A 21,999-nucleotide genomic window follows, 5' to 3' on the forward strand; every position below is an offset into this window, starting at 1 on the left:
ACTATAAATAACAAAAAACCAGTAAGTTTTTAGCTTACTGGTTTTTTGTATCTTGAATTTGTTCATCGACTAAGCACGCGTGCATCCATTCTTCGTTACTCAGTATGTTTTTATAAAGCGCGAGTTGGTTTTGTGCTCGCTCTAAATTATGCTCTGCATGAGATACTTTAAAGTACACATCGTTATTTAAGTAATCAGTTAAAAAACGCACACTTAACATAAGTGGCATAATTTTAGCGCCTAATAATAAGCTTTCTTGCTCTAGTATACTCATGCTACTTTTTAATGGCGTTACATAGCCTTTAACAATGGCTGAAAATATATCTTTTCGAATAACGACGTTGTGTAAGTTTGTTGAATCCTCGGCTTCGGGGGAGCAGAAAGTGCGTACCATGTCGCCAAAATCATAAAGCCTAAATCCCGCCATGCAGGTATCTAAATCAATCACTGCTTTTGCATTGTGAGTTGTATTACAAAACAGCATATTATTTATTTTTGTATCGTTATGACACACTCTAAGCGGTATTTGCTTAGCTATACTACTAAGCTCAGTAATTAAATGCTGCTGCGTTAAGCAATACTCTATTACGTCAGCGCAGTGCTTTACTCTATTTACAGAGTTATTTGTGATTGCGGTATTTAATTGCTCAAAGCGCATCGCTAAGTTATGAAAATCAGGGATTACAGTGTGTAACTGTTGCGCATCAAAATCTTGTAATGCATGAGCAAATACGCCAAAGGCGTAAGCCGCTTGCTCGCTCTGCTGGGGATTTTTAACAACGTCTTCGCTGTAGCTACCGCTAATATAGTTAAGGACGCGATAATACGCATTATCAATTTTTATTAAGTGTTCGTCGTTTTGTGTAGTTATATGTTTGATTATTTCAAGAGGGTAATTATTTTGCAGTTGTTTAGCATTTAAATGCTGCTCAATCAGTTTTGCATTATTCACTAACTGAGCAGGGTTTTTAAATACCTCGGTATTAAGTTTTTGCACAATAAATTGTTTATCAATACTTTTAAGTAGCCATGTACTATTTATATGACCGCTACCAATCGCACTAACTTGAGTTAACTCAGGGGGCAGTGCTAACAGTTCGCTTAGCTTATTTTGTATTGAGATATTCATTGTGCTCACTTATGCCCTTTTTTTATGCGTATCGGGCAACTATTTTTTCGATAATTTCAGCATTCGCTTCAGGAAAATCATAATTTTCTAATTCACTAATTGCTACCCATTCGCTAGGTTGCCCTTCAGCGCCATGTGCCTCACCGCTAAAGTTACTTACTACGTGTACATCTAATTTAACGCATTTATCGCCGTAGTCATGTTCAATCACCATCAGTTGGCTAGAGCTGTGAATAGTTAATCCAACTTCTTCAATAAGCTCGCGTTTAAGTGCAACAAACACACTTTCTCCAGCTTCTACTTTGCCACCAGGAAATTCCCATAAACCGCCTTGATGTTGTTCATCTGCGCGTTTACAAATGAATATAGCGTTATTTTTCTTAATAACACCAACAGCTACATGTACAATTTCTATAGTCATTACTTTAAAACTCCATAAAAAAAAGCGACGCTAGCGCCGCTTTTTAATAAGCTACTGACAATATTGGGTTATTTTAATTTACCGCAACACTGTTTGAATTTTTGACCTGATTTACAAGGACAAGGGTCATTACGACCTACTTTTGGTTCTGTACGAGCCATTACTGTCGCTGTTTCTGGCGCTTCGCCACCTACGTGCTCAGCTTCTTCATGTTGGTATTCGCGAGGAGCATTTTCACTTTTACGGTGTTGCTCTTCTACTTTCTCAACATCTTCTTCTGCGCGTACTTGTACTTTACTTAGAATGCTTACAACATCTACTTTCAAGTTTTCAAGCATTTCGGAGAACAGCTCAAACGATTCACGCTTGTACTCTTGCTTAGGATTCTTTTGCGCGTAACCACGTAAATGAATACCTTGGCGTAAATGATCCATAGCAGCCAGGTGATCTTTCCAGTGCTGATCAAGACTTTGTAGCATAATCGCTTTTTCGAATTGACGTAAAACAGAATCGCCAACTTGCTCTTCTTTTTGCTTGTATGACTGCTCAACCGCCTGCTCAATACGCTCACGAAGTTTTTCTTCGTATAGTTTATTGTCATCTGCTAACCACTGAGTAATAGGTAACTCAATTAAGAAGTCTTGTTTTAAACGCTCTTCAAGGCCAGGAATATCCCACATTTCAGCAAGGCTTTGCGGTGCAATGTACTGATCAATTGTATTGCTAAGTACGTCACCACGAATTGCAGTAATAGTTTCTGAAATATCACCTTCTTCAAGTAGTTCGTTACGCTGAGAGTAAACAACACGACGTTGATCGTTTGCTACATCATCATACTCAAGTAGTTGCTTACGTACATCAAAGTTACGTGCTTCTACTTTACGCTGTGCATTTTCAATTGCACGGTTAACCCATGGATGTTCAATTGCTTCACCGCGTTGCATACCGAGTTTACGCATCATGTTCGTCATGCGCTCACCGGCAAATATACGCATTAGCGCATCGTCCATCGATAAGTAAAAACGGCTTGAACCAGCATCACCTTGACGACCAGAACGACCACGTAACTGATTATCGATACGACGAGATTCGTGACGTTCAGTACCAATGATATGTAAACCGCCGGCATCAATTACTGCATCATGGCGAATTTTCCAAGCGGCTTTAATTTCAGCTATTTGTTCATCAGTCGGGTTTTCAAGTTTTTCAACTTCACTGTTCCAGTTACCACCTAACACGATATCGGTACCACGACCGGCCATGTTTGTTGCAATTGTTACTGTACCTGGTAGGCCAGCGTCTGAAACGATATCTGCTTCTTGCGCATGAAATTTAGCATTAAGTACGTTGTGCTTAATTTTTTCTTTGCGTAAAAACTGCGATAGATACTCAGAGCTTTCAATTGAAATAGTACCAACTAGCACAGGTTGTCCGCGCTCTTGGCAATCTTTAATATCAATTAAAATAGCTTCGTACTTTTCTTCTTGCGTTAGGTAAACTAAATCGGCGCGATCGTCACGAACCATCGGCTTATTCGTTGGCATAACAACGGTATCAAGGCCGTAGATTGACTGAAATTCAAATGCTTCAGTATCGGCAGTACCTGTCATACCTGCTAATGTTTCGTATAAACGGAAGTAGTTTTGGAACGTAATAGAGGCAAGCGTTTGGTTTTCATTTTGAATTTTCACACCTTCTTTAGCTTCAACAGCTTGGTGTAAACCTTCTGACCAACGTTGACCTTCCATTGAACGACCCGTATGCTCATCGATAATGATTACTTCGTTTTCTTTTACAACGTAATCAACATCTTTTTGGTATAGCTTATGAGCACGAAGGGCGGCATAAACATGGCTTAGTAGCGTAATGCTTGCTGCTGAATAAAGCGAATCGCCTTCTTCAATTAAGCCGCGCTCAGTAAGTAGCTCTTCTACTTTAATTTGACCACGTTCTGTTAAATGAACTTGTTTAGACTTTTCATCAATCGTGTAATCGCCGTCACCTTCAATGCCTTCTTCGTCTTCTTTCTCTTGAAGCTCAAGTAAAGGCACGATGGTGTTTATTTCAGTGTATAGCTCAGAGCTATCCTCAGCTGGGCCTGAAATAATAAGGGGGGTACGTGCTTCATCAATTAAGATTGAATCCACTTCATCGACTACAGCATAGAATAATGGACGCTGTACGCGTTCATCAATGCTAAAAGCCATGTTGTCACGAAGATAGTCAAAACCAAATTCGTTATTTGTACCGTAAGTAATATCAGCGGTGTACGCTAACTTTTTCTGCTGTGGCATCATACCAGGTACGTTACAGCCTACAGTAAGGCCTAAAAATTCAAACAACGCACGGTTTGTTTCGGCATCACGCTTAGCAAGATAGTCATTCACGGTAATTACGTGAACGCCTTTACCGGTTAAACCATTTAAATAAGCAGGTAAAGTCGCTGTAAGTGTTTTACCTTCACCAGTACGCATTTCTGCGATGCGGCCTTCATGTAAAACCATGCCGCCTAATAGCTGTACGTCAAAATGGCGCATGCCATTAACGCGTTTTGACGCTTCACGCACCACGCCAAAGGCTTCAGGTAAAATATCGTCTAGACTTTGCCCGTTATCGTAACGTTCTCTAAACTCGGCTGTTTTAGCTTTTAAATCTTCATCAGAAAGCGCTTCAAGTTGCGTTTCTAGCGCATTAATTAGCGCGACCGTCTTTCTAAAGTTTTTAATAGTGCGGTCATTGCGACTACCAAAAAGCTTGGTAAATAAATTAGATATCATGATAAAACCGTTACAATGTATTCTTTGTCAGCCGATTATCGGCTAACCCATTTTTAATAATTGGTAATTAATATATGCTTTTAAGTAACACTTAGAACATATTAATTAGCAATTTTGTATTAAACCGCTCAAAAAGCACTGTTTATTACGTGCGCTACTATACCAGACTCTGCTAAACAACAAACTATCTCAATAAAAAGATCTGTATATAAAATCGAAAAATTTGATCTGGTTCGTAAAAATAACTTTGTATTACCCAATTACAGTAAAAATAGTAGCGAACTGTAAAGATATGGTGCTAAATAAATTAAAAACAAGGGGGGCATTCATGCTTAAATTTAACGCATGGATATGAATTCTAAACGCGCTATTTTTGCACCTAATCTATTTGATTAACCAACAACAATACTTCAAAAATGATTGATTGGTTTTTGTAAAATAACTTTTTACATCAGTGCACATACGCTTTTGATTTAGTAGAGTGGTTATAATCATATCTAGTTTTAATTTGAATTAAAGGTAGGGTTTTACACTTGTTTTCCTTATAAAATAAAGGTTTAGGTGAAAATGAAAAATAAAAGCAATAAATTGGTAGTATTAGGTGCAGGTTGGTTAGGACATGCTTTATGCGTAAGTGCGCAAAAAGCTGATTGGCAAGTACAAGGAACGCATAGAACAGATATACACGAGTTTGATTTTGAGCGTCAGTTTACACTTGAATATGGGCAATTAAGACATCAAGTTGATTTACAAAATGCTTATTGGGTATGTGCTATTCCACCACGTAGCAGAGACAGTGAAAGTAATTATCCTGAAACCCTCACCGCAGCGCTTAAGCTCTCAAAGGAGTTAAACGCAAAGGGCTTTTTATTATGCTCGTCAACCGGCGTATACGATCAAGAGCCTGGTGTATATAGCGAAAGTTGCGATATTTCATGCACAAACGAGCGCCAAATAAAGCTCTATGAGGCAGAAGAGCAAGTACTTGAGCAAGACGGGAAAGTGCTGCGTTTAGCTGGATTACTAGGGCCTAATAGAGAACCGGGTCGTTTTGTGGCAGGCAAAGAGCTTAATACATCAAGTGAGCAAGTAGTAAATATGGTGCATCAACAAGATGTAATTAATGCTGTTTTTGCGGTGATAGAGCACTGGCAAGTAGGGCAAAATATTTATAATGTTGTTAATCCTGCGCACCCAACAAAAGCTGAATACTACGCAGTGAAGTGTGCAGAACATGGTGGCGAGTTACCACGCTTTACCAGTGATGATAAAGCTGAGCGCAAAGTTATTGGCTCAGCTATTGAAGCGCTAGGCTTTACTTACCAATATGGTATTTAATATGCTGAAGGCAGGGGACTGCTCTCTATGAAGTCGCATAGCTTACCTTCACTTAGTAATGTATTAGCAGCTTCGATATCGGGAGCAAAGTAGCGGTCTTTATCATAATAACTCACATGCTCGCGTAATAACGCTTTAGCGCTTTGCACTTTATTTGATGGTTCAAGCGGCTTTCTAAATTCTAGCCCTTGAACCGATGCTAACCATTCTATTGCCAAAACACCTTGGGTATTATTGGCCATTTCATCTAAGCGCCTTGCTGCAAAGGTTGCCATAGAAACATGATCTTCTTGATTTGCAGATGTAGGCAAGCTATCGACCGAAGCCGGATGTGCTAATGATTTGTTTTCTGACGCAAGCGCTGCAGCGGTAACTTGAGCAATCATAAAACCTGAATTTACCCCGCCGTTTTCAACTAAAAATGGCGGTAATTTGGATAGGTTTGAATCGATAAGTAATGCAATTCGCCTTTCTGCTAATGCACCAATTTCGGCAATTGCGATAGCTAAGTTATCGGCGGCCATTGCAACTGGCTCTGCATGAAAGTTACCTCCCGATATTATGTCGCCTACATCGGCAAAAACTAGCGGATTATCGGTTACACCGTTTGACTCGCATAACAATACTTCTGCGGCTTGGCGTATTTGAGTTAGGCAAGCACCTAGCACTTGAGGTTGGCAGCGAAGGCAGTATGGATCTTGTACTTTTTCACAATTGACATGGGAATCACTAATTTGAGAGTGCGTATCGAGTAGCTCTCTAAATACTTGAGCGGTGTCTATTTGACCACGTTGGCCGCGAATTCCATGAATACGTGCATCAAATGGCGCGCGACTGCCCATTGCAGCTTCTATGCTTATTGATCCGATAACGCAGCTTTGTGCATATAAGTTCTCGCTTCTAAATAGGCCTTGTAGTGCAAACGCAGTTGACGCTTGTGTGCCATTTAATAATGCTAAGCCTTCTTTGGCTGCAAGTGTTAGGGGTTCAAGTCCCGCTATTTTTAACCCTTGTGCTGCGCTAATTATTTCTCCTTTATGTCGCATTTGACCTTCGGCTAATAAAGGTAGACACATATGCGCAAGAGGGGCTAAATCTCCCGATGCCCCCACGGAACCTTTTTTAGGCACGCATGGATATACTTCGCTACTAAGCAGCTGCATAAAAAATTGGATTACTTGCAGGCGAATGCCCGAATAGCCACGTGAAAGCGAGTTTACTTTTAAGGTGATCATTAACCTTACAGTGCTGTCATCCATGTATTCGCCAATACCCGCAGCGTGTGAAAGTACAATGGAACGCTGTAATAATTCAAGTTCGTCGTCGGCAATTTTGGTATTGGCTAATAATCCAAAGCCGGTGTTAATTCCGTATACAGTGCGGTGTTCATTAATAACGTTTTGAACGGTTTGCGCGCTTGCTGCTATTTGCGACTCGGCATGCTTTGCAAGGCTTAACTTTACCGGTGAATTATTAATTTTTCTTAGTGTGTTTAAATCAAGTGATCCGGGTGTGAGAGTAAGTTCGAACATGATCATTCCTCGTTTAACATAGGTAGGTCTAAATTTTGTTCTTTAGCGCAGTTTTTTGCTATGTCGTATCCGGCATCAGCATGGCGTATTACACCCGTAGCAGGGTCGTTCCACAGTACGCGAGCAATACGCTCTTTAGCTTCATCAGTACCATCGGCAACAATAACTACACCAGAGTGCTGACTAAATCCCATGCCTACACCGCCACCATGATGAAGCGACACCCAAGTAGCGCCACTTGCGGTATTAAGCAGTGCGTTGAGTAATGGCCAATCTGATACTGCATCTGAGCCATCTTTCATGCTCTCTGTTTCGCGGTTAGGGCTGGCAACTGAGCCAGAGTCGAGGTGATCGCGACCAATAACTATAGGGGCTTTAAGTTCGCCATTTTTAACCATTTCATTAAAGGCCAGTGCAAGGCGCGCTCTATCTTTAAGTCCAACCCAGCAAATACGTGCAGGTAAACCTTGAAATTGTATGCGTTCCCGCGCCATATCAAGCCAGTTATGCAAATGTGCATCATCAGGAATAAGCTCTTTTACTTTAGCGTCGGTTTTATATATATCTTCAGGGTCGCCTGATAATGCTACCCATCTAAATGGTCCAATACCTTCACAAAATAAAGGGCGAATATATGCAGGCACAAATCCAGGAAAATCAAACGCGTTGGTAACACCCTCATCAAACGCCATTTGACGAATATTATTACCGTAATCAGTAGTGGCGGCACCGGCTTTTTGTAGTGCCAGCATAGCTTTAACTTGGACTGCCATTGATTGTTTAGCGGCTTTTACTACGGCTTTTGGATCTTGCTCACGCATTTTTGCTGCGTACTCCATTGTCCAGCCTTGTGGTAAGTAACCATTTAATGGATCGTGAGCAGATGTTTGATCTGTGACTACATCAGGGGTAATGCCTGTTTTAACCAGTGTACTAAATACATCGGCAGCGTTACCTAGTAAACCCACTGAGAGGGCTTTACCTTTTACACATGCATTGGTTACTAATTGCAGTGCGTGTTCAAGACTTGTTGCTTTTACATCAACGTAGCCTGTTTTTATACGAAAATCGATACGGCTTTCATCACATTCAACAACCAGTGCACTAAACCCAGCCATTGTAGCTGCAAGTGGTTGCGCACCGCCCATACCACCAAGACCACCTGTTAATACCCATTTACCACTAGCGCTACCTGCAAAATGTTGCTTTGCCATAGCTACAAAGGTTTCGTAAGTTCCTTGTACTATGCCTTGCGAGCCAATATAGATCCAAGAACCCGCCGTCATTTGCCCGTACATCATCAAGCCTTTTTTATCGAGCTCGTTAAAGTGCTCCCAATTTGCCCAGTGTGGAACAAGATTTGAGTTAGCAATAAGCACGCGAGGAGCATTACTGTGGGTTTTAAATACACCAACGGGTTTTCCTGATTGTACAAGCAGGGTTTCGTCGCTTTCGAGCCTATCGAGGGTTTCTATAATTTTGTCATAACTTGGCCAATCACGAGCTGCTCGGCCAATACCACCATATACAACAAGTGCATGAGGATGCTCTGCAACTTCAGGGTCTAAGTTATTCATTAGCATGCGCTTAGCAGCTTCTGTTTGCCAGCTTTTAGCACTTATTTTATCTCCATGAGGTGCACGTATTACGCGACTTGTGTCGAGTCGGTTGTTCATGTTTTGCTCCTGTTGTATATACAAGGTGATTTGTTATAAAAAAAGCGCAGTAAGCGCTATTGTTTGTTATTTTTTAAATGTTAAGTGGCCACCTAAGCGATATTTACTGCCTGGTGATACAAGGCGCGCAAAGCTTACAATGCCTTTAACAGACCAGGTGCGTCGGATCACTTGTAAGCATGGCTCTTCATTATATAAGTTTAACCATTGGCACATTTCGCTGTTTGGCATAATGGCCTCTACTGTATGCCTTGCTTGGGTAAGTGGGGCAACACTAGATAAATATTCATGAGGTGTAATTGTGCTAAAGTCTTGTTGTAAGTAGCCAGTCGCAAGGGCAGGGTTTACAAAACGCTCTTCTAGCTGCAAAGGGCTGCCGTTTTCGTTATGCACAAGTACACTTCGATATACAACACTGTCAACCTCAACACCAAGTGCAATAGCAATAGGTGCGACTGCATTTATTGATTCGAGTATGAGTACGCTACAGGTGTAGTTGCCGTTACGCTCTTTTACTTCATCAGCAATATTTTTTATTTCAAGTAACGATGACTGCGATTTAAATGTAGCTACAAATGTACCTAACCCTTGGCTGCGGGTTAAAATACCAGCCTCGGTTAATTCGCTTAGTGCTCTGCGGGCTGTCATCCTGCTTACACTAAATTGACTACTTAGTTCGTTTTCAGAGGGAACACGTTGGTTTTCTTGCCACGTACCGCTGCGAATTTTATCGACAATGAATTGTTTTATTTGCGCAAATTTAGGTGTCGTCATTAAATTTATGGTTACATTAAAAATAAACTATATAAATAAGATGACACAATTATCTTGTATATACAAGATGGATTGTTAGACTATATTTTCATTATTCACGGTGTAAAAAGGGCTGCAATATGCAAAGCACAACACAAAATTATGAGTTAGAAGAAATCGACTTACTTTTAACTGATGCCAATATTGCCACTATGGATAGCAATATAAATGCCCCTTATGGCGCAATTGAAAATGCTGCTATAGCCATTAAAAATGGTAAAATTGCGTGGATTGGAGAGCAATCAATATTGCCTAGTTTTGATGTGTTTGCAACGCCGACATTGAGTGTAAAAGGACAATGGTTAACGCCAGGCCTAATAGACTGTCATACGCACTTAGTATTTGCAGGTTCAAGATCGCAAGAGTTTGAACAGCGCTTGCAGGGTGTAAGTTATGAGCAAATCGCAGCACAAGGCGGTGGCATAGCAAGTACGGTTAAAGCCACAAGAGCAGCCGATCGTGAACAGCTATTTGTTGATGCAAAAGATCGCTTAAATACGTTGTTAAAAGAAGGTGTAACAACCGTTGAAATAAAATCAGGCTATGGACTAGATACTGAAAACGAGATAAAAATATTAGAAGTCGCTCGTTTATTAGGTGAACATCACCCTATTGATATTAAAACTACTTTTTTAGGGGCGCATGCTCTACCGCCTGAATACAAAGGCCGTGCTGATGAATATATTGATTTGGTATGTACTGACATGCTTGATCAGGTAGTGGCTAATAATCTTGCTGATGCAGTCGATGTATTTTGTGAAAATGTAGGCTTTAGTTATTCGCAAACCAAGCGTGTTTTCCAGGCAGCTAAAAAGCATAACCTCCCAGTAAAATGCCATGCTGAACAGTTATCTAATCAACATGGTGCTGAGCTGGTGGCGCAGTTCAATGGCCTTTCGGCGGATCATATAGAGCATCTTGACGAAGAGGGTGTAAAAGCTATGGCAGACGTTGGGACGGTAGCGGTGTTATTGCCAGGCGCTTTTTATTTTTTAAGAGAAACTAAATTCCCACCTATTGAATTACTTAATCAATATAAAGTACCGATAGCTATTGCTAGTGATTTTAACCCAGGTACATCTCCCCTATGTTCAGTGCACTTGATGATGAACATGGCGTGCACATTATTTAGATTAACACCTGAGCAAGCATTAGCTGGTGTTACTCGAAATGCAGCTAAGGCTCTAGGGTTAGATGAGCGTGGTGTTTTAAAGGTTGGCGCAAGAGCTGACATTGCGCATTGGCAAATAAATCATCCGTCACAATTAAGTTACCAATTTGGCGTAAATAGGCTGTTAAACTTATGGATTTTGGGTAAACTTAGTTAGTATTAATTTCGTCCATAATAAACATGCTTTTATTGAATTTTTAGTGAGTACAAGTGGTGCTAATTTGAGTTTTTTAACCGACAGTAACTTCCCGATATTTTTTAGTGGTGCCTTGTTAATGGCGATGATCGCGTCCTTATTTACTATAAAAAATAGCGGTATGAAGTTTAGCTACCTATGTATTGCTGTTGTTGGTTTAGCAATTTTAAGTCTGGGTACTGCTTGGTTAGCTATTTTACTTGCCTTTGGGCTTTGTTTTCATTTGTGGCAGGCGTTTGAGCGTAGTAATTGGACTATGATCATCATCAGCTCGTTTGCTAGTTTGTTATTTGTTGTACTTTTTTCTGCACATTTATTATTAGCAATCCCTTTATTTTGGATTGTTATCGCTATTTTATTCTTAGCTGTTGCCGGTTTTATCAGTGAAGATGAATTGGCTGAGGAAGTGATTGTCGAAGATAAAGCGCAAGAAATATTTATTGAAAATTCACCACTTTCTAGCTTTGCAGACAGAAAAAAGTTACGAGAAGGCTATTATGCCTGGTGTGATGATACACCCATAAAGGCAGCACTAGTCATTATTCGCCTAGAGGGCTTTGAACAAGTTAACCAGCAAATAGGGCGAGATTTCGGTGACTTATTACTGACTCAATCAGCAAATAGAATAAAAAAACTATTAGAAAACGATGAGATTGTTGATTTAGGGTCACAAGAAAAACTGGGAGTTATTGTCAAATCTGGTGTATGAGCTCATCTTGATGCTCTGTTTGATCTTGAGTTATTCTTTCGCCGTCTTTAAATTTTACCCCTGTAATTACTTCAGCCAGTAGCTTAAACCCTCGCAAGCGGTACCATTTTTTCTCTGCCGACTGCGCGAGTTTAAAAACCATCATTAAGGTGGTTGTCCGGCTGCCACAACTCTTCACTTTATGCGTTCTCAGCCTTACCGTCGCAAACGTTGACTCTATCGGATTACTCGTTCTTATGTGCATCCAATGCTCAGCAGGATAATCATAAAATGCCAGCATTTCATCTTTATCCTTCATCAAGCAATCCGTCGCTTTTGGGTATTTGACTGAGTAATTTTTAACAAATAAATCATACGCTTTATAAGCAGAAGCTCGACTCTCTGCCATCCAGATATCTTGTAAATTCGCTTTGATTTTAGGTTGCATTGATTTCGGCACTTTGTTTAGCACATTCGCGATTTTATGCACCCAGCAACGTTGATGTTGGGTTGTTGGCCATACTTTGGTGAGGGCATTCCAAAACCCCAGCGCACCATCCCCTATGGCCAATTTTGGTGGTATTGTTAGACCCTGTGAGCGCAACTGATTTAACACTTCAGTCCAGCTCTGCTCAGACTCACGAACCCCGTCAAGCACCGCCAATAGCTCCTTTCTGCCCGTTTCATCTACCCCCATAATTACCAGTAAGCACAGCTTATCATCCATTCGAATTTTACTGTAAATCCCATCGGCCCAGATATACACATATCGACGTTTAGCCAAGGAACGTTTAGACCACTGCTGATACTCCGTTTCCCAGGTGGATTTCAACCGAGAGACACTATTGGCCGACAAACCTTTGGCTTGCTCGCCTAAAAGAGACACTAAAGCGGGCTGCATATCACCCGTCGAAATTCCTCGTAAATAGAGCCATGGGATCAGCTCTTCGATATTTTTTGTCCGTTTCAGATAAGGCGGGATCAAGGCACTATTGAATTTAATGCCTTCCTTTTTTCGATCCCTGACTTTAGGTATTTTGACCTCAATATCACCAAGGCCTGTTTGGATCGTACGCTCAGGCTGGTGACCATTTTTGACGATCCGCTGAAGTCCCTCGACGGTCTCATGCTGGTATTGAGCCAATAAAACAGCCAACTCAGCCTCAATCGCTTGAGCTAACAACTGCTGCGCCCCGCTTTTAAGCAACTGCTCTAACGGATTGTCTGGTTTTTCAATGGAAATAACATTATCATTTTCAGTCATTGCGATGTCTCTCTGGTTAATTGTTGATCTGGTCAAGATCAATTAACAGATTACATCGCAATGACTTTTTCTCATACACCAGAAACGACTATAGCTCAAAAACTGGCGCATTTAGGTGGACTTAACTTTGCCTTTATTTGTAGTTTGGCGACTCAAAATCATCTTCATGAGCACGTTATAGAGCACATTCTTGGTGCAACATTAAAACCTTTCAACGTTGCAAACTGTACCGTAGAGGTTAACGCACGAGCAAGTTATGTGGATTGCGGGGCACAAGAAAATAATTTTGATGATTTAATCTCCTACGCATATTTAGCGCTTGATAGTCACCCTCAACGAAAGATTGTCCCGTATCATCAGCAAATGATGGTAGAGCAACTTGAGCAACAAGCACGCTTAAAAGAGTTAGCTAATATCGACTTTTCAAGTGAACTAGAGCTCTATTTTCAACCCGTTATTCGTAATGATGATGGAAAAATAGAATTTTTAGAACTGTTGTTACGTTGGCAGCATCCAAAGCAAGGTATTTTATCTGCAAATAGATTTATTGATGATATTAGAATTGCAGGATTGGCTTATCCATTAGCTACTTTTGTGATAGAGCGTGCGGCAGAACTCGCAATGGCATTGCGTATAGAAGGGATAGCAATACCGCTTAGTATTAATGTATTTGGTCCTGAAATGCTTAATGAAGAGTTTGTTGAGTTTGTTGACCGCATCACAAGTGAACATCAACTAGAGGCTGGAGATTTAATTGTTGAATGCCCGTTACACATTTTTACCAATTTAGATAATAAAGGCAGGGCGATGATTGCTAGGCTCAATAACATTGGATTAAAAGTCTGTGTTGATGGGCTCGGTGATAATCCAGTACTACTGTCTAAATTACCCAATTTAGCTGTTGAGTATATTAAAGTTGCACCGTCGTTAACTGCTGATTTTAGCAATCAAAATAATATACGCAGTTTAATCAGTGGCATGGTTGAAATGCATAACCAGCAAAAGACTAAAGTTATTTTTGAAGGCGTAGAAACGTTTGAGCAACTGAGATTTGTTAAAAGTTTAAATGCTTATGCTGCACAAGGTTATTACTTTGGTCATCCATTGAGTAGTATTGGTTTAATGAGCTGGCTAAAGCAGTGGCAGTTAACACAAGGGGAATATATACCTCCTACTTCACGGTAAATAGCAGTATTAATTTTATTTCAATAAAAGTAAGGCGTTTACTAAAGACCTTCTTTAGCTTGTAAATAGGTATTCACTAGCGCGCTAATTACTTGCCCACAGTGTTGCATGCCATTCGCAACGTCATTTGGATGCTGATTTGGTGCAGCTTCACATAAATGTAAATACTGAGACTGGCGGTTTTTAGCGGCTAAATGCACAAAGTGCTCACTGTCGTCCACGTTAAATCCACTGCACGTATAGGCACTTACTGGCATGTAAGAAATGCTGTCTAAATCTACTTCAACTCCAAGTGGTAAGTTATCAAAGCTATTTAGTGCATTATTAACGGCTTGAGTGAGTGTAATATCCCGTCTCACTTTTATCGATTGGTAGCTATTAAATTTAAAACTAGCGTTAGCCATAGCTTCAAGAATAGCTTGATTGTTTTTCAGTTCGTGCAAACCAATCACGTGATAATTATTTAAGAGTTGTTCGTTGTACGCATACCGGAAACCGTTGCCACTGTGACGGCCTTCACAGTTTCTAAAGTCGGCATGAGGATCAAAATTTATGGCATTAACCGGTGTATTTTTATATTTACTTAAAGCACGAATAATACCTAAACAGTTATTATGCCCCCCGCCAATAATAATTGGCTCAAGACCTGCTTTAAATACAAGGGATAATACATTTTCTACTCGTTCATCGAGTTGCTGGCATAAGTTTCGTAATTGATTTAACTGTTTAGGCTGTTGATTATCAAGCTGCTTACTTTTTGCCATTAGATCATCAACATTGACTTCACCTAATAAAAGTACTTTTTGTGTAGCAATAAATTGATTATGAGGTTGGTTTAAAAAACGCTTTAAAAAAGCCGGCCACGCTTCGTCTGCACCGCCATTTCCTAGGTTTGCTTTGGGGCCAATATCTTCGCAAATACCGAGTAATACATAGCGAATACCAAACTGTGCGGCATCAATAAGTGCTTGTTGCACATTAACTTGAGTATCGAGCAAGGCCATTGCTTGCCAAGCTTTTTTTTCGTTTGCGCGGATAGAGCAAATCGCTTTAACCGCGCTTTCATCATATACCTTTAAATGATTAGTCACGTTATGCTTCTACGATTTCCAATTCTAGTTCTTCAGCAGATAAAACAATGCCAGTACTGTCAGCATAAATAAAGTCGTCATCAAAAAATGATACACCAGCAAAGTTAACGCCTATTGCGTCTTCGCCAGCACCTTCGCTGTCGGCAGCAACCGGTATTGAGGCAATTGCTTGAATACCTAAATCAAGTTCTTCAAGCTCATCGACATGACGTACTGCGCCGTATACAACAATGCCATTCCAGTTGTTTTCGAGTGCAAGTTCGGCTATTTCGATGTCGATAAGCGCACGACGAGTTGAACCACCGCCATCAATAAGAAGCACTAAGCCAGTACCATCTTGAGAAAGTAATTCGCGGATCAGTTCATTGTTTTCAAAACATTTAACCGTTTTAATGCGACCACCAAAACTGTGGCGACCACCAAAGTTGATGAACATTGGTTCTAGCACGTCAACCACATCAGCAAAGTGGTCGCATAAATCAGAAGTGCTGTAATCCATTATTTTATCCTCAAAAGGTACATTAATTTATACCTCAGTATACCCTCCTCATAAGCAATAACAACGACTTAATCGCAGTAAATTTAGGCAAAATAAGAAGGGAATCAATAAAAGCAACAATAGTGTCTTAAAAGCGTCACGCAATTGTTATTTACAACACCTAAGCTAAAACAGTGTTCATATATTATGCAGCTAGGAGTAAGTGATGGATGGTAATAATATGCTTAAAAAAATAGCTCAAATAGATGAGCAATTATTTTTAACACTGTTTAATTGTAAATCGCCTACATGGCTGAAAGTAATTGCATTTGGACTATCAAAAAGTGGTGATGGCGGCCTTTATCTACTCATATGTGGGGCAGTATGGTGGTTAAGTAACAATGAACCATATCAGTTATTACCAGTAACTTTGCTACTCGGATTTACGATAGAAAGACCTATCTACTTTTTAGCTAAAAATCGTTTTGCTCGGGTTCGGCCGTGCGATTGTTTAGTTACAAACGCTTACATAGTACCTAGTGATAAATTTAGTTTACCTTCAGGACACAGTGCAGCTGCATTTTTAGTCGCGATGATCTTAAGCCATTTTTTTCCTGAATATACTTGGCTACTATTTGGCTGGGCTTCGGGAGTGGCAATTTCTCGAGTTGTACTCGGGGTTCATTTTCCCGCAGACATTATTCTAGGTGCTGTGGTCGGTAGTTCATGTGCGATATTTTCTTTAGCATTAGTGGTGCCTGAATGAAAATATTATATGGTATTCAAGGTACTGGGAATGGTCATATTACTCGCGCTCGGGTCATGGCAAGTGGTTTTAAGGAATTAGGAATTGATGTTGATTATATTTTTTCAGGACGTGCTAAAAAAGATTACTTTGATATGCAAGAGTTTGGGCAGTATAAAAGTTTTCGGGGGTTATCTTTTGATACAGAAAATGGTCAAGTAAAAAGCTATCGAACAGTTAGCAACGCGCGCCCTTGTAAATTGCTTGCAGATATAAAGTCGCTCGATGTAAAACAGTATGATTTTGTACTCAATGACTTTGAGCCAGTTTCTGCATGGGCTGCAAAAAGGGCTGGAATTCCGGTTGTTGGAATTAGCCATCAGGCCGCATTTTTGTCCAGTAGTGTGCCTATGTTTAGTCGCGGGATTTTACGTAAGTCACTTATTAAATACTACGCACCAGCCAATACGTATTTAGGTGTTCATTGGCAGCCTTTCGCGCATAATATTATTCCCCCTTTTATCGCTAATCATCAACATGGCAATCCAGTGGCGGTTATGAATAAAGTATTGGTGTATTTACCTTTCGAAAATTTAGATAGCATTATAGATTATTTAAAAGACTTCCCCGAAAAAGAGTTTTATTGTTATCACCCGCACGCCTGTAATCAATCCATTGGACATATACATTTGCGCTCGCCTTCACGCACTGGCTTTTTAAATGATTTAGCAAATACAAGTGGCGTAATAGGAAATGCAGGATTTGAACTTGCTAGTGAAGCATTAAAATTAGGAAAAAAATTATTATTAAAACCTTTAGACGGACAGTTTGAGCAAGGCGCTAACGCACAAACGCTACTTGCAATGGGTATGGCACATGTAATGAGTTATTTAAATCCCCAAGCGCTTGATGATTGGAATACTGCGCCACAAAATAAACAGATTAATTACCCCAGTGATCCCGCACCTTTAATTTTTTGGCTGCTTAAAAAACAATGGAATAATACACACTCATTACATAAAGGTTTATGGGGAAGTGTGAATTTATAATGATGGAAACTAAAATTAACAATACTAGGGCGTGTTGATCTTTGCGGTATAAAAAACAAACAGCATAAGGATAAGGTATAATTGAATTCGCTAAAAAACGTTACACCGAACCCTCATGCCAAGATTAATGTTAACAGACGCGACATGGAATGTCTTATCAAAAGTAATGCACTTAAGTGGTCGAATTTATAATAAGCCTGAGCATAGAAAAACGCTCGAAGGCATACTCTATAAGATGCGTACCGGTATTCCTTGGCGAGATTTACCGTCTTATTTCGGCTCGTGGAGTGCTATTTATAGACGATTTAATTTATGGTCCAAAAAAGATATTTTGAATGAATTATTTCGAGTGTTATCCCACTATGCTGATATGGATTGGATCTTTATTGATGGCAGTATTGTCAGGGCTCACCAGCATAGTTGCGGTGCAAGAACCGCTGACAATGAATCAATCGGTAAGAGTCGAGGTGGTAATTCGACTAAAATTCATCTTGCAGTAGATAGCGGAGGATTGCCTGTTTATTATGAATTATCCTGTGGAAATACGCATGATATCGTCCATGCAGAGTCACTTGTAGCCAATTGCCCAACGAGTAATGTTGTTGTCGCAGATAAAGGCTACGATAGTGAAAAACTAAGAGAGTTTATTCGTGACAATAGCGCTACACCCGTTATTCCACGCAAGGATAACAGTTTAGTGGGTAATGAAGATATTGACTGGTGCATGTACAAATATAGGCACTTAGTTGAGAATGCCTTTGGTCGGATCAAACAATATAGAGGGATAGCCACACGGTATGAAAAGCTTGAGCGGAATTATCATTCCATGCTCGCTTTAGCATTCACTATGATGTGGCTACCAATATGGGCTGATTAATATATATACTACAAAGATCAACAGCCCCTAAACAACTATATAAAATAAAAAATTTATTAATTTAATTAGTTGCTTTGACTCAATAAGCTATAATATTAAAGCATATTTAATAAAGGCGTTTGCGATGATTTTTTTACAAAATTTGTAACTATTCACCATGGTAAATTATTTTCAAAGGATCTTTTTTAACTATTGACCGATCCCGCCAGTATGCCAAGCTAGGGCTATGACCTAATAGCCCTAGCTTCAATGAATTTAAACAGCATCAACATCGACGAAATCGTTGAGAAAACCAAAGCTCAATTACAAGAAGGTAAAACTCTCACGCCTGCGCTGAAGATGTCTATTGAACTCATTCTGGTTGTCGTTGTTATGTTAGCAAGTAAATTAGGACTTAACAGTAACAATAGCAGTATCCCGCCATCAAAAGACATCAACCGAAAAAAACAAAACAAAGAGAAATCAGCCAAGTCAGCGGGTGGTCAAAAAGGCCGTGCAGGTAAAACACTAACCCAAACACAGACGCCTGATGAGATCAAAATCATCCTAGTTGAACGTGATTTTTTACCGAAAGGTCACTACCGTGAAATTGGCTTTCAAAAACGACAGGTTGTCGATATAGATATCAGGAAAGTGGTCACTGAATACCAAGCACAAATTCTGGAAAATGAGCAAGGTAAGCGTTTTATTGGTGAATTTCCAGAAGACGTTAACAGTCCTATTCAATATGGGGTTGGTGTAAAAGCCCATGCAGTTTACCTATCCCAATATCAATTACTCCCTTACAACCGCATTGAAGAATATTTTTGTGATCAACTCGGTATTCCAATCAGTGCGGGTAGTTTATTTAACTTTAATGAACAAGCAGCGGCCTTGGTAAAGTCCTCCGGCGCAGAAGCCGCGCTCAAGAAAGCCCTGAAAACGACTTATCAAGCCTTACACGTTGATGAAACGGGGATTAATATAGGTGGTAAACGACGATGGCTTCATGGTGCATCAACGACGTGGTGGACGTATTTTTACCCGCATGAGAAAAGAGGGAAAATAGCGATGGATGACGCCGATATTTTACCTCACTTTACTGGGGTACTATGCCACGACCACTGGAAACCGTATTATCAATATACACAGTGCCAACATGCCTTGTGTAATGCACATCATATCCGAGAGTTAGAAAGGGCATGGGAGCAAGACGGTATGCAATGGGCAAAGGATTTGCAAACCCTACTGACTGAAATCAATAAACATCAAATAGATAACCCCGAGCTAGATGCAGACACAAAAGCTCACTATATAGAGAAATATCAACAAATATTGGCTCAAGGTGACATTAAATGCCCTCCACCGGATAGAAACAGCCGAGTAAAAGGCCAGCGAGGCAGATTGAAACGAACAAAGTCTAGAGCGTTGTTAGAGCGGTTAAGAGATTATCAAGATGATGTCTTACGGTTCATGACGGAAACGGCGGTGCCTTTTAGCAACAACCAGGGTGAGAATGATATTAGGATGACCAAGGTTCATCAAAAGATATCTGGGTGCTTCAGAAGCATGCAAGGTGCAGAGATGTTTTGTTTAATCAGAAGCTACCTCTCGACTTGCAGAAAACAGCATGTATCAGCAAGCCTAGCCCTTGAATTACTCTTCAAAAATCAGTTACCTGATATATTTATTGAAAATGTGGCTGAATAGTTACCAAAATTTAACTATTAAACGACGTTTGCAATTAAACGCAGTCGTTGTTGGTTTAGCTATGGTGATTCTTTTATGTGTGATCATTTTTGAATCACGTACAACCTTAAATTTAAATAAGACTATTCAATTAGCAGAAGAGCTTAATGTACATGCACTAGCACTGCGTAAACATGAGAAAAATTTTCTATTTTATAAGCACGAAGAAGCGTTAACTGAATTTGAAACTGATTTTAAACAGTTAAGTAGTAAAATTACAAAATTAAAGCAATCAATGAGCCAACAAGGTATTTCTGCTGCTCAGGTTGAGCATTTTGAGCAACTAATTAATAGTTATAACAATGATTTTAATACTGTTGTTAAATTACAAAAAGAGATTGGGCTGAATCCTAAAGATGGCTTATATGGTAAGCTCAGAGCTGCTGTGCATGAAGTCGAAGTACTGCTGAAAGAGCAGCAAAACTACAAGCTTTTATCATCTATGTTGCAACTTAGGCGCTCAGAAAAAGATTTTATGCTGAGATTTGATATTAAATACTTAGAGCGATTTAATGAAGGCATAAATACGTTTAAGCAACAGATAGCATCGACTGATCTGCTAAGCAGCTACAAAGCAAAAATAACCCCTTTGATTGATATGTATCAAAATGAGTTTGAAACACTTGTACAAGCGCAAACAGTATTAGGCTTAGACCTTGATTCTGGTGCGTTAGGTGTGATGCGAGAAAGCGTCAATAAAAGCGATGTAATTGTTACTCAAATTGTTAAAGAAACAAAACTACAAGTTGAAAAGAGTGTAGAGCAAGCACAATTTTTAGCCATTTTGGTTTTTGTAATTGCAGGTGTGATTGTTCTAGCGCTTGTTTACTTTACCAGTCACTCAATCATTGTCCCTATAGAGCGTGTTTATCACACCATTAACGACATTCGTCGTAATAATGATTTAAGTGTGATGATAGAGCAAACAGGTAAAGATGAAATTACCACCATGACAATCGATTTTAATAGCCTCATTGGTGACTTTAGAAACTTAATAAATGAAGTCAACACGGCTTTAAATACGCTTAATGTAGCCACTGAGCATTTATCAGAAAGCACTGCAGCAACAAGTTCAGGTATGCAAGAGCAACTTCATGAAGCAGATATGGTAGCAACCGCGGCAACTGAAATGCAGGCGACTATTCAAGATATTTCTCATAATACCGAAGCAGCAGCCAAAAAAGCGGAATCGACCAACTTAAGTGCACAGCAAGGGCGTAATGAAGTGGATTCAACGGTTAAGCATATTAGAGACCTATCTGAATCCCTTGGGAATGCATCGAGTGTGGTATCACAGCTCGAAAAAGATGGGGAGACAATTGGTTCTGTGCTTGATGTGATCCGTGGTATTGCTGAGCAAACAAATTTACTCGCACTTAATGCTGCAATTGAAGCTGCTCGAGCTGGTGAGTATGGTCGTGGTTTTGCCGTAGTAGCAGATGAAGTCCGCTCACTTGCACAACGTACACAAGAGTCTACTAGCGAGATTGAAGGGATTATTAATACATTACAACAGCGCACTCAAGAAGTTGTGAGTATTATGCATCAGTGTCGTTCACAAGGCGATGAAAGTGCCTCGCAAGCGATTAAGGCTGGAGAATTATTAGGTGCAATTACGGAAGATGTACAAACTATAATGGAAATGAGTACTCAAATAGCCGTCGCAATTGACGAGCAAAGCCAAGTGGCGTCAGAGGTTAATAAAAATGTAGTGCGTATTCGTGATATTGCTCAAGATGCATCAGGGCATGCCGCGAACAATGCACAAACAAGTGAAGAAGTATCTGAGCAGGCTCGTGTGTTATTTAGCGCGATTGATAAGTTTAAGGTATAAATAAAGC

The 21,999-nt window shown here is 40.0% G+C and carries 16 protein-coding genes and 2 pseudogenes; 9 read left to right on the forward strand and 9 right to left on the reverse strand.

The features are described from left to right. Positions 1–34: 34 nt before the first annotated feature. From AC0VZ4_RS01895 to secA, 3 genes are all read right to left on the reverse strand, one after another. Entirely contained in the window at positions 35–1,129 is a 1,095-nt protein-coding gene (locus tag AC0VZ4_RS01895) for a phosphotransferase enzyme family protein (protein WP_475440743.1), read from the reverse strand. Between the two features lie 22 nt (positions 1,130–1,151). Then, entirely contained in the window at positions 1,152–1,550 is a 399-nt protein-coding gene (gene mutT / locus AC0VZ4_RS01900) for an 8-oxo-dGTP diphosphatase MutT (protein WP_007582062.1), read from the reverse strand. A gap of 68 nt (positions 1,551–1,618) precedes the next feature. Beyond that, entirely contained in the window at positions 1,619–4,327 is a 2,709-nt protein-coding gene (secA, locus tag AC0VZ4_RS01905; RefSeq protein WP_475440744.1) for a preprotein translocase subunit SecA, read from the reverse strand. A 567-nt stretch (positions 4,328–4,894) separates the two neighbouring features. Here secA and AC0VZ4_RS01910 point away from each other — a divergent pair. Further along, positions 4,895–5,665 carry a Rossmann-fold NAD(P)-binding domain-containing protein gene (locus AC0VZ4_RS01910; protein WP_475440745.1) on the forward strand — a complete coding sequence of 257 codons (771 nt, stop codon included), beginning with the start codon at positions 4,895–4,897 and terminating at the stop codon, positions 5,663–5,665. Here the strand turns inward: AC0VZ4_RS01910 and hutH are convergent. The 3 genes from hutH to hutC all read right to left on the reverse strand — a co-directional run bounded on the left by hutH (position 5,662) and on the right by hutC (position 9,647). Beyond that, positions 5,662–7,197, reverse strand: coding sequence for a histidine ammonia-lyase (gene hutH, locus AC0VZ4_RS01915; RefSeq protein WP_475440746.1), 1,536 nt, complete (start codon positions 7,195–7,197; stop codon positions 5,662–5,664). The two genes, AC0VZ4_RS01910 and hutH, sit on opposite strands and share 4 nt — an antisense overlap. 2 nt (positions 7,198–7,199) lie before the next feature. Then, positions 7,200–8,873 (reverse strand): urocanate hydratase, encoded by a 1,674-nt coding sequence (hutU, locus tag AC0VZ4_RS01920; RefSeq protein WP_475440747.1) that lies wholly within the window; start codon positions 8,871–8,873, stop codon positions 7,200–7,202. 66 nt (positions 8,874–8,939) lie between these two features. Continuing rightward, positions 8,940–9,647, reverse strand: coding sequence for a histidine utilization repressor (gene hutC, locus AC0VZ4_RS01925; RefSeq protein WP_475440748.1), 708 nt, complete (start codon positions 9,645–9,647; stop codon positions 8,940–8,942). Between the two features lie 119 nt (positions 9,648–9,766). On the opposite strand from hutC, the gene hutI reads away from it, so the two are divergent. Beyond that, the gene (gene hutI, locus AC0VZ4_RS01930; protein WP_149613925.1) at positions 9,767–11,014 is read left to right on the forward strand and encodes an imidazolonepropionase; all 1,248 of its coding nucleotides are present in this window, start codon (positions 9,767–9,769) and stop codon (positions 11,012–11,014) included. 118 nt (positions 11,015–11,132) lie between these two features. Next, positions 11,133–11,735, forward strand: a pseudogene (locus AC0VZ4_RS01935) (diguanylate cyclase domain-containing protein); the annotation flags it as partial. A gap of 10 nt (positions 11,736–11,745) precedes the next feature. On the opposite strand, the gene AC0VZ4_RS01940 reads toward AC0VZ4_RS01935, so the two are convergent. Then, positions 11,746–13,005, reverse strand: a complete 1,260-nt coding sequence (locus tag AC0VZ4_RS01940) for an IS256 family transposase (RefSeq protein ID WP_475440749.1) — start codon at positions 13,003–13,005, stop codon at positions 11,746–11,748. Between the two features lie 96 nt (positions 13,006–13,101). Between AC0VZ4_RS01940 and AC0VZ4_RS01945 the strand changes: the two are divergent. Then, positions 13,102–14,190: pseudogene (locus tag AC0VZ4_RS01945) on the forward strand (EAL domain-containing protein); the annotation flags it as partial. Between the two features lie 41 nt (positions 14,191–14,231). Here AC0VZ4_RS01945 and AC0VZ4_RS01950 read toward each other — a convergent pair. Together AC0VZ4_RS01950 and rraA are read right to left on the reverse strand one after the other, a co-directional pair. Then, positions 14,232–15,281, reverse strand: a complete 1,050-nt coding sequence (locus AC0VZ4_RS01950) for a formimidoylglutamase (protein WP_475440750.1) — start codon at positions 15,279–15,281, stop codon at positions 14,232–14,234. A 1-nt stretch (position 15,282) separates the two neighbouring features. Then, entirely contained in the window at positions 15,283–15,780 is a 498-nt protein-coding gene (gene rraA, locus AC0VZ4_RS01955) for a ribonuclease E activity regulator RraA (protein WP_007377253.1), read from the reverse strand. A gap of 205 nt (positions 15,781–15,985) precedes the next feature. On the opposite strand from rraA, the gene AC0VZ4_RS01960 reads away from it, so the two are divergent. From AC0VZ4_RS01960 to AC0VZ4_RS01980, 5 genes are all read left to right on the forward strand, one after another. Continuing rightward, on the forward strand, positions 15,986–16,525 hold the full coding sequence (locus AC0VZ4_RS01960; protein ID WP_475440751.1) for a phosphatase PAP2 family protein: 540 nt from the start codon (positions 15,986–15,988) through the stop codon (positions 16,523–16,525). Then, positions 16,522–17,553: an MJ1255/VC2487 family glycosyltransferase gene (locus tag AC0VZ4_RS01965; RefSeq protein ID WP_007377251.1), complete on the forward strand. Its 1,032-nt coding sequence runs from the start codon at positions 16,522–16,524 to the stop codon at positions 17,551–17,553. Before AC0VZ4_RS01960 ends, AC0VZ4_RS01965 begins: the two co-directional genes overlap by 4 nt. A 115-nt stretch (positions 17,554–17,668) precedes the next feature. After that, entirely contained in the window at positions 17,669–18,430 is a 762-nt protein-coding gene (locus AC0VZ4_RS01970; protein WP_475439610.1) for an IS5 family transposase, read from the forward strand. Positions 18,431–18,679: 249 nt separating this feature from the next. Next, positions 18,680–20,119, forward strand: a complete 1,440-nt coding sequence (gene tnpC / locus AC0VZ4_RS01975; protein WP_475439674.1) for an IS66 family transposase — start codon at positions 18,680–18,682, stop codon at positions 20,117–20,119. After that, on the forward strand, positions 20,106–21,992 hold the full coding sequence (locus AC0VZ4_RS01980) for a methyl-accepting chemotaxis protein (RefSeq protein WP_475441600.1): 1,887 nt from the start codon (positions 20,106–20,108) through the stop codon (positions 21,990–21,992). The genes tnpC and AC0VZ4_RS01980 overlap by 14 nt, the downstream gene beginning before the upstream one ends. The last annotated feature ends 7 nt before the right edge of the window (positions 21,993–21,999 follow it).

The sequence above is a fragment of the Pseudoalteromonas sp. QJM3NY_22 genome, from assembly GCF_056173065.1.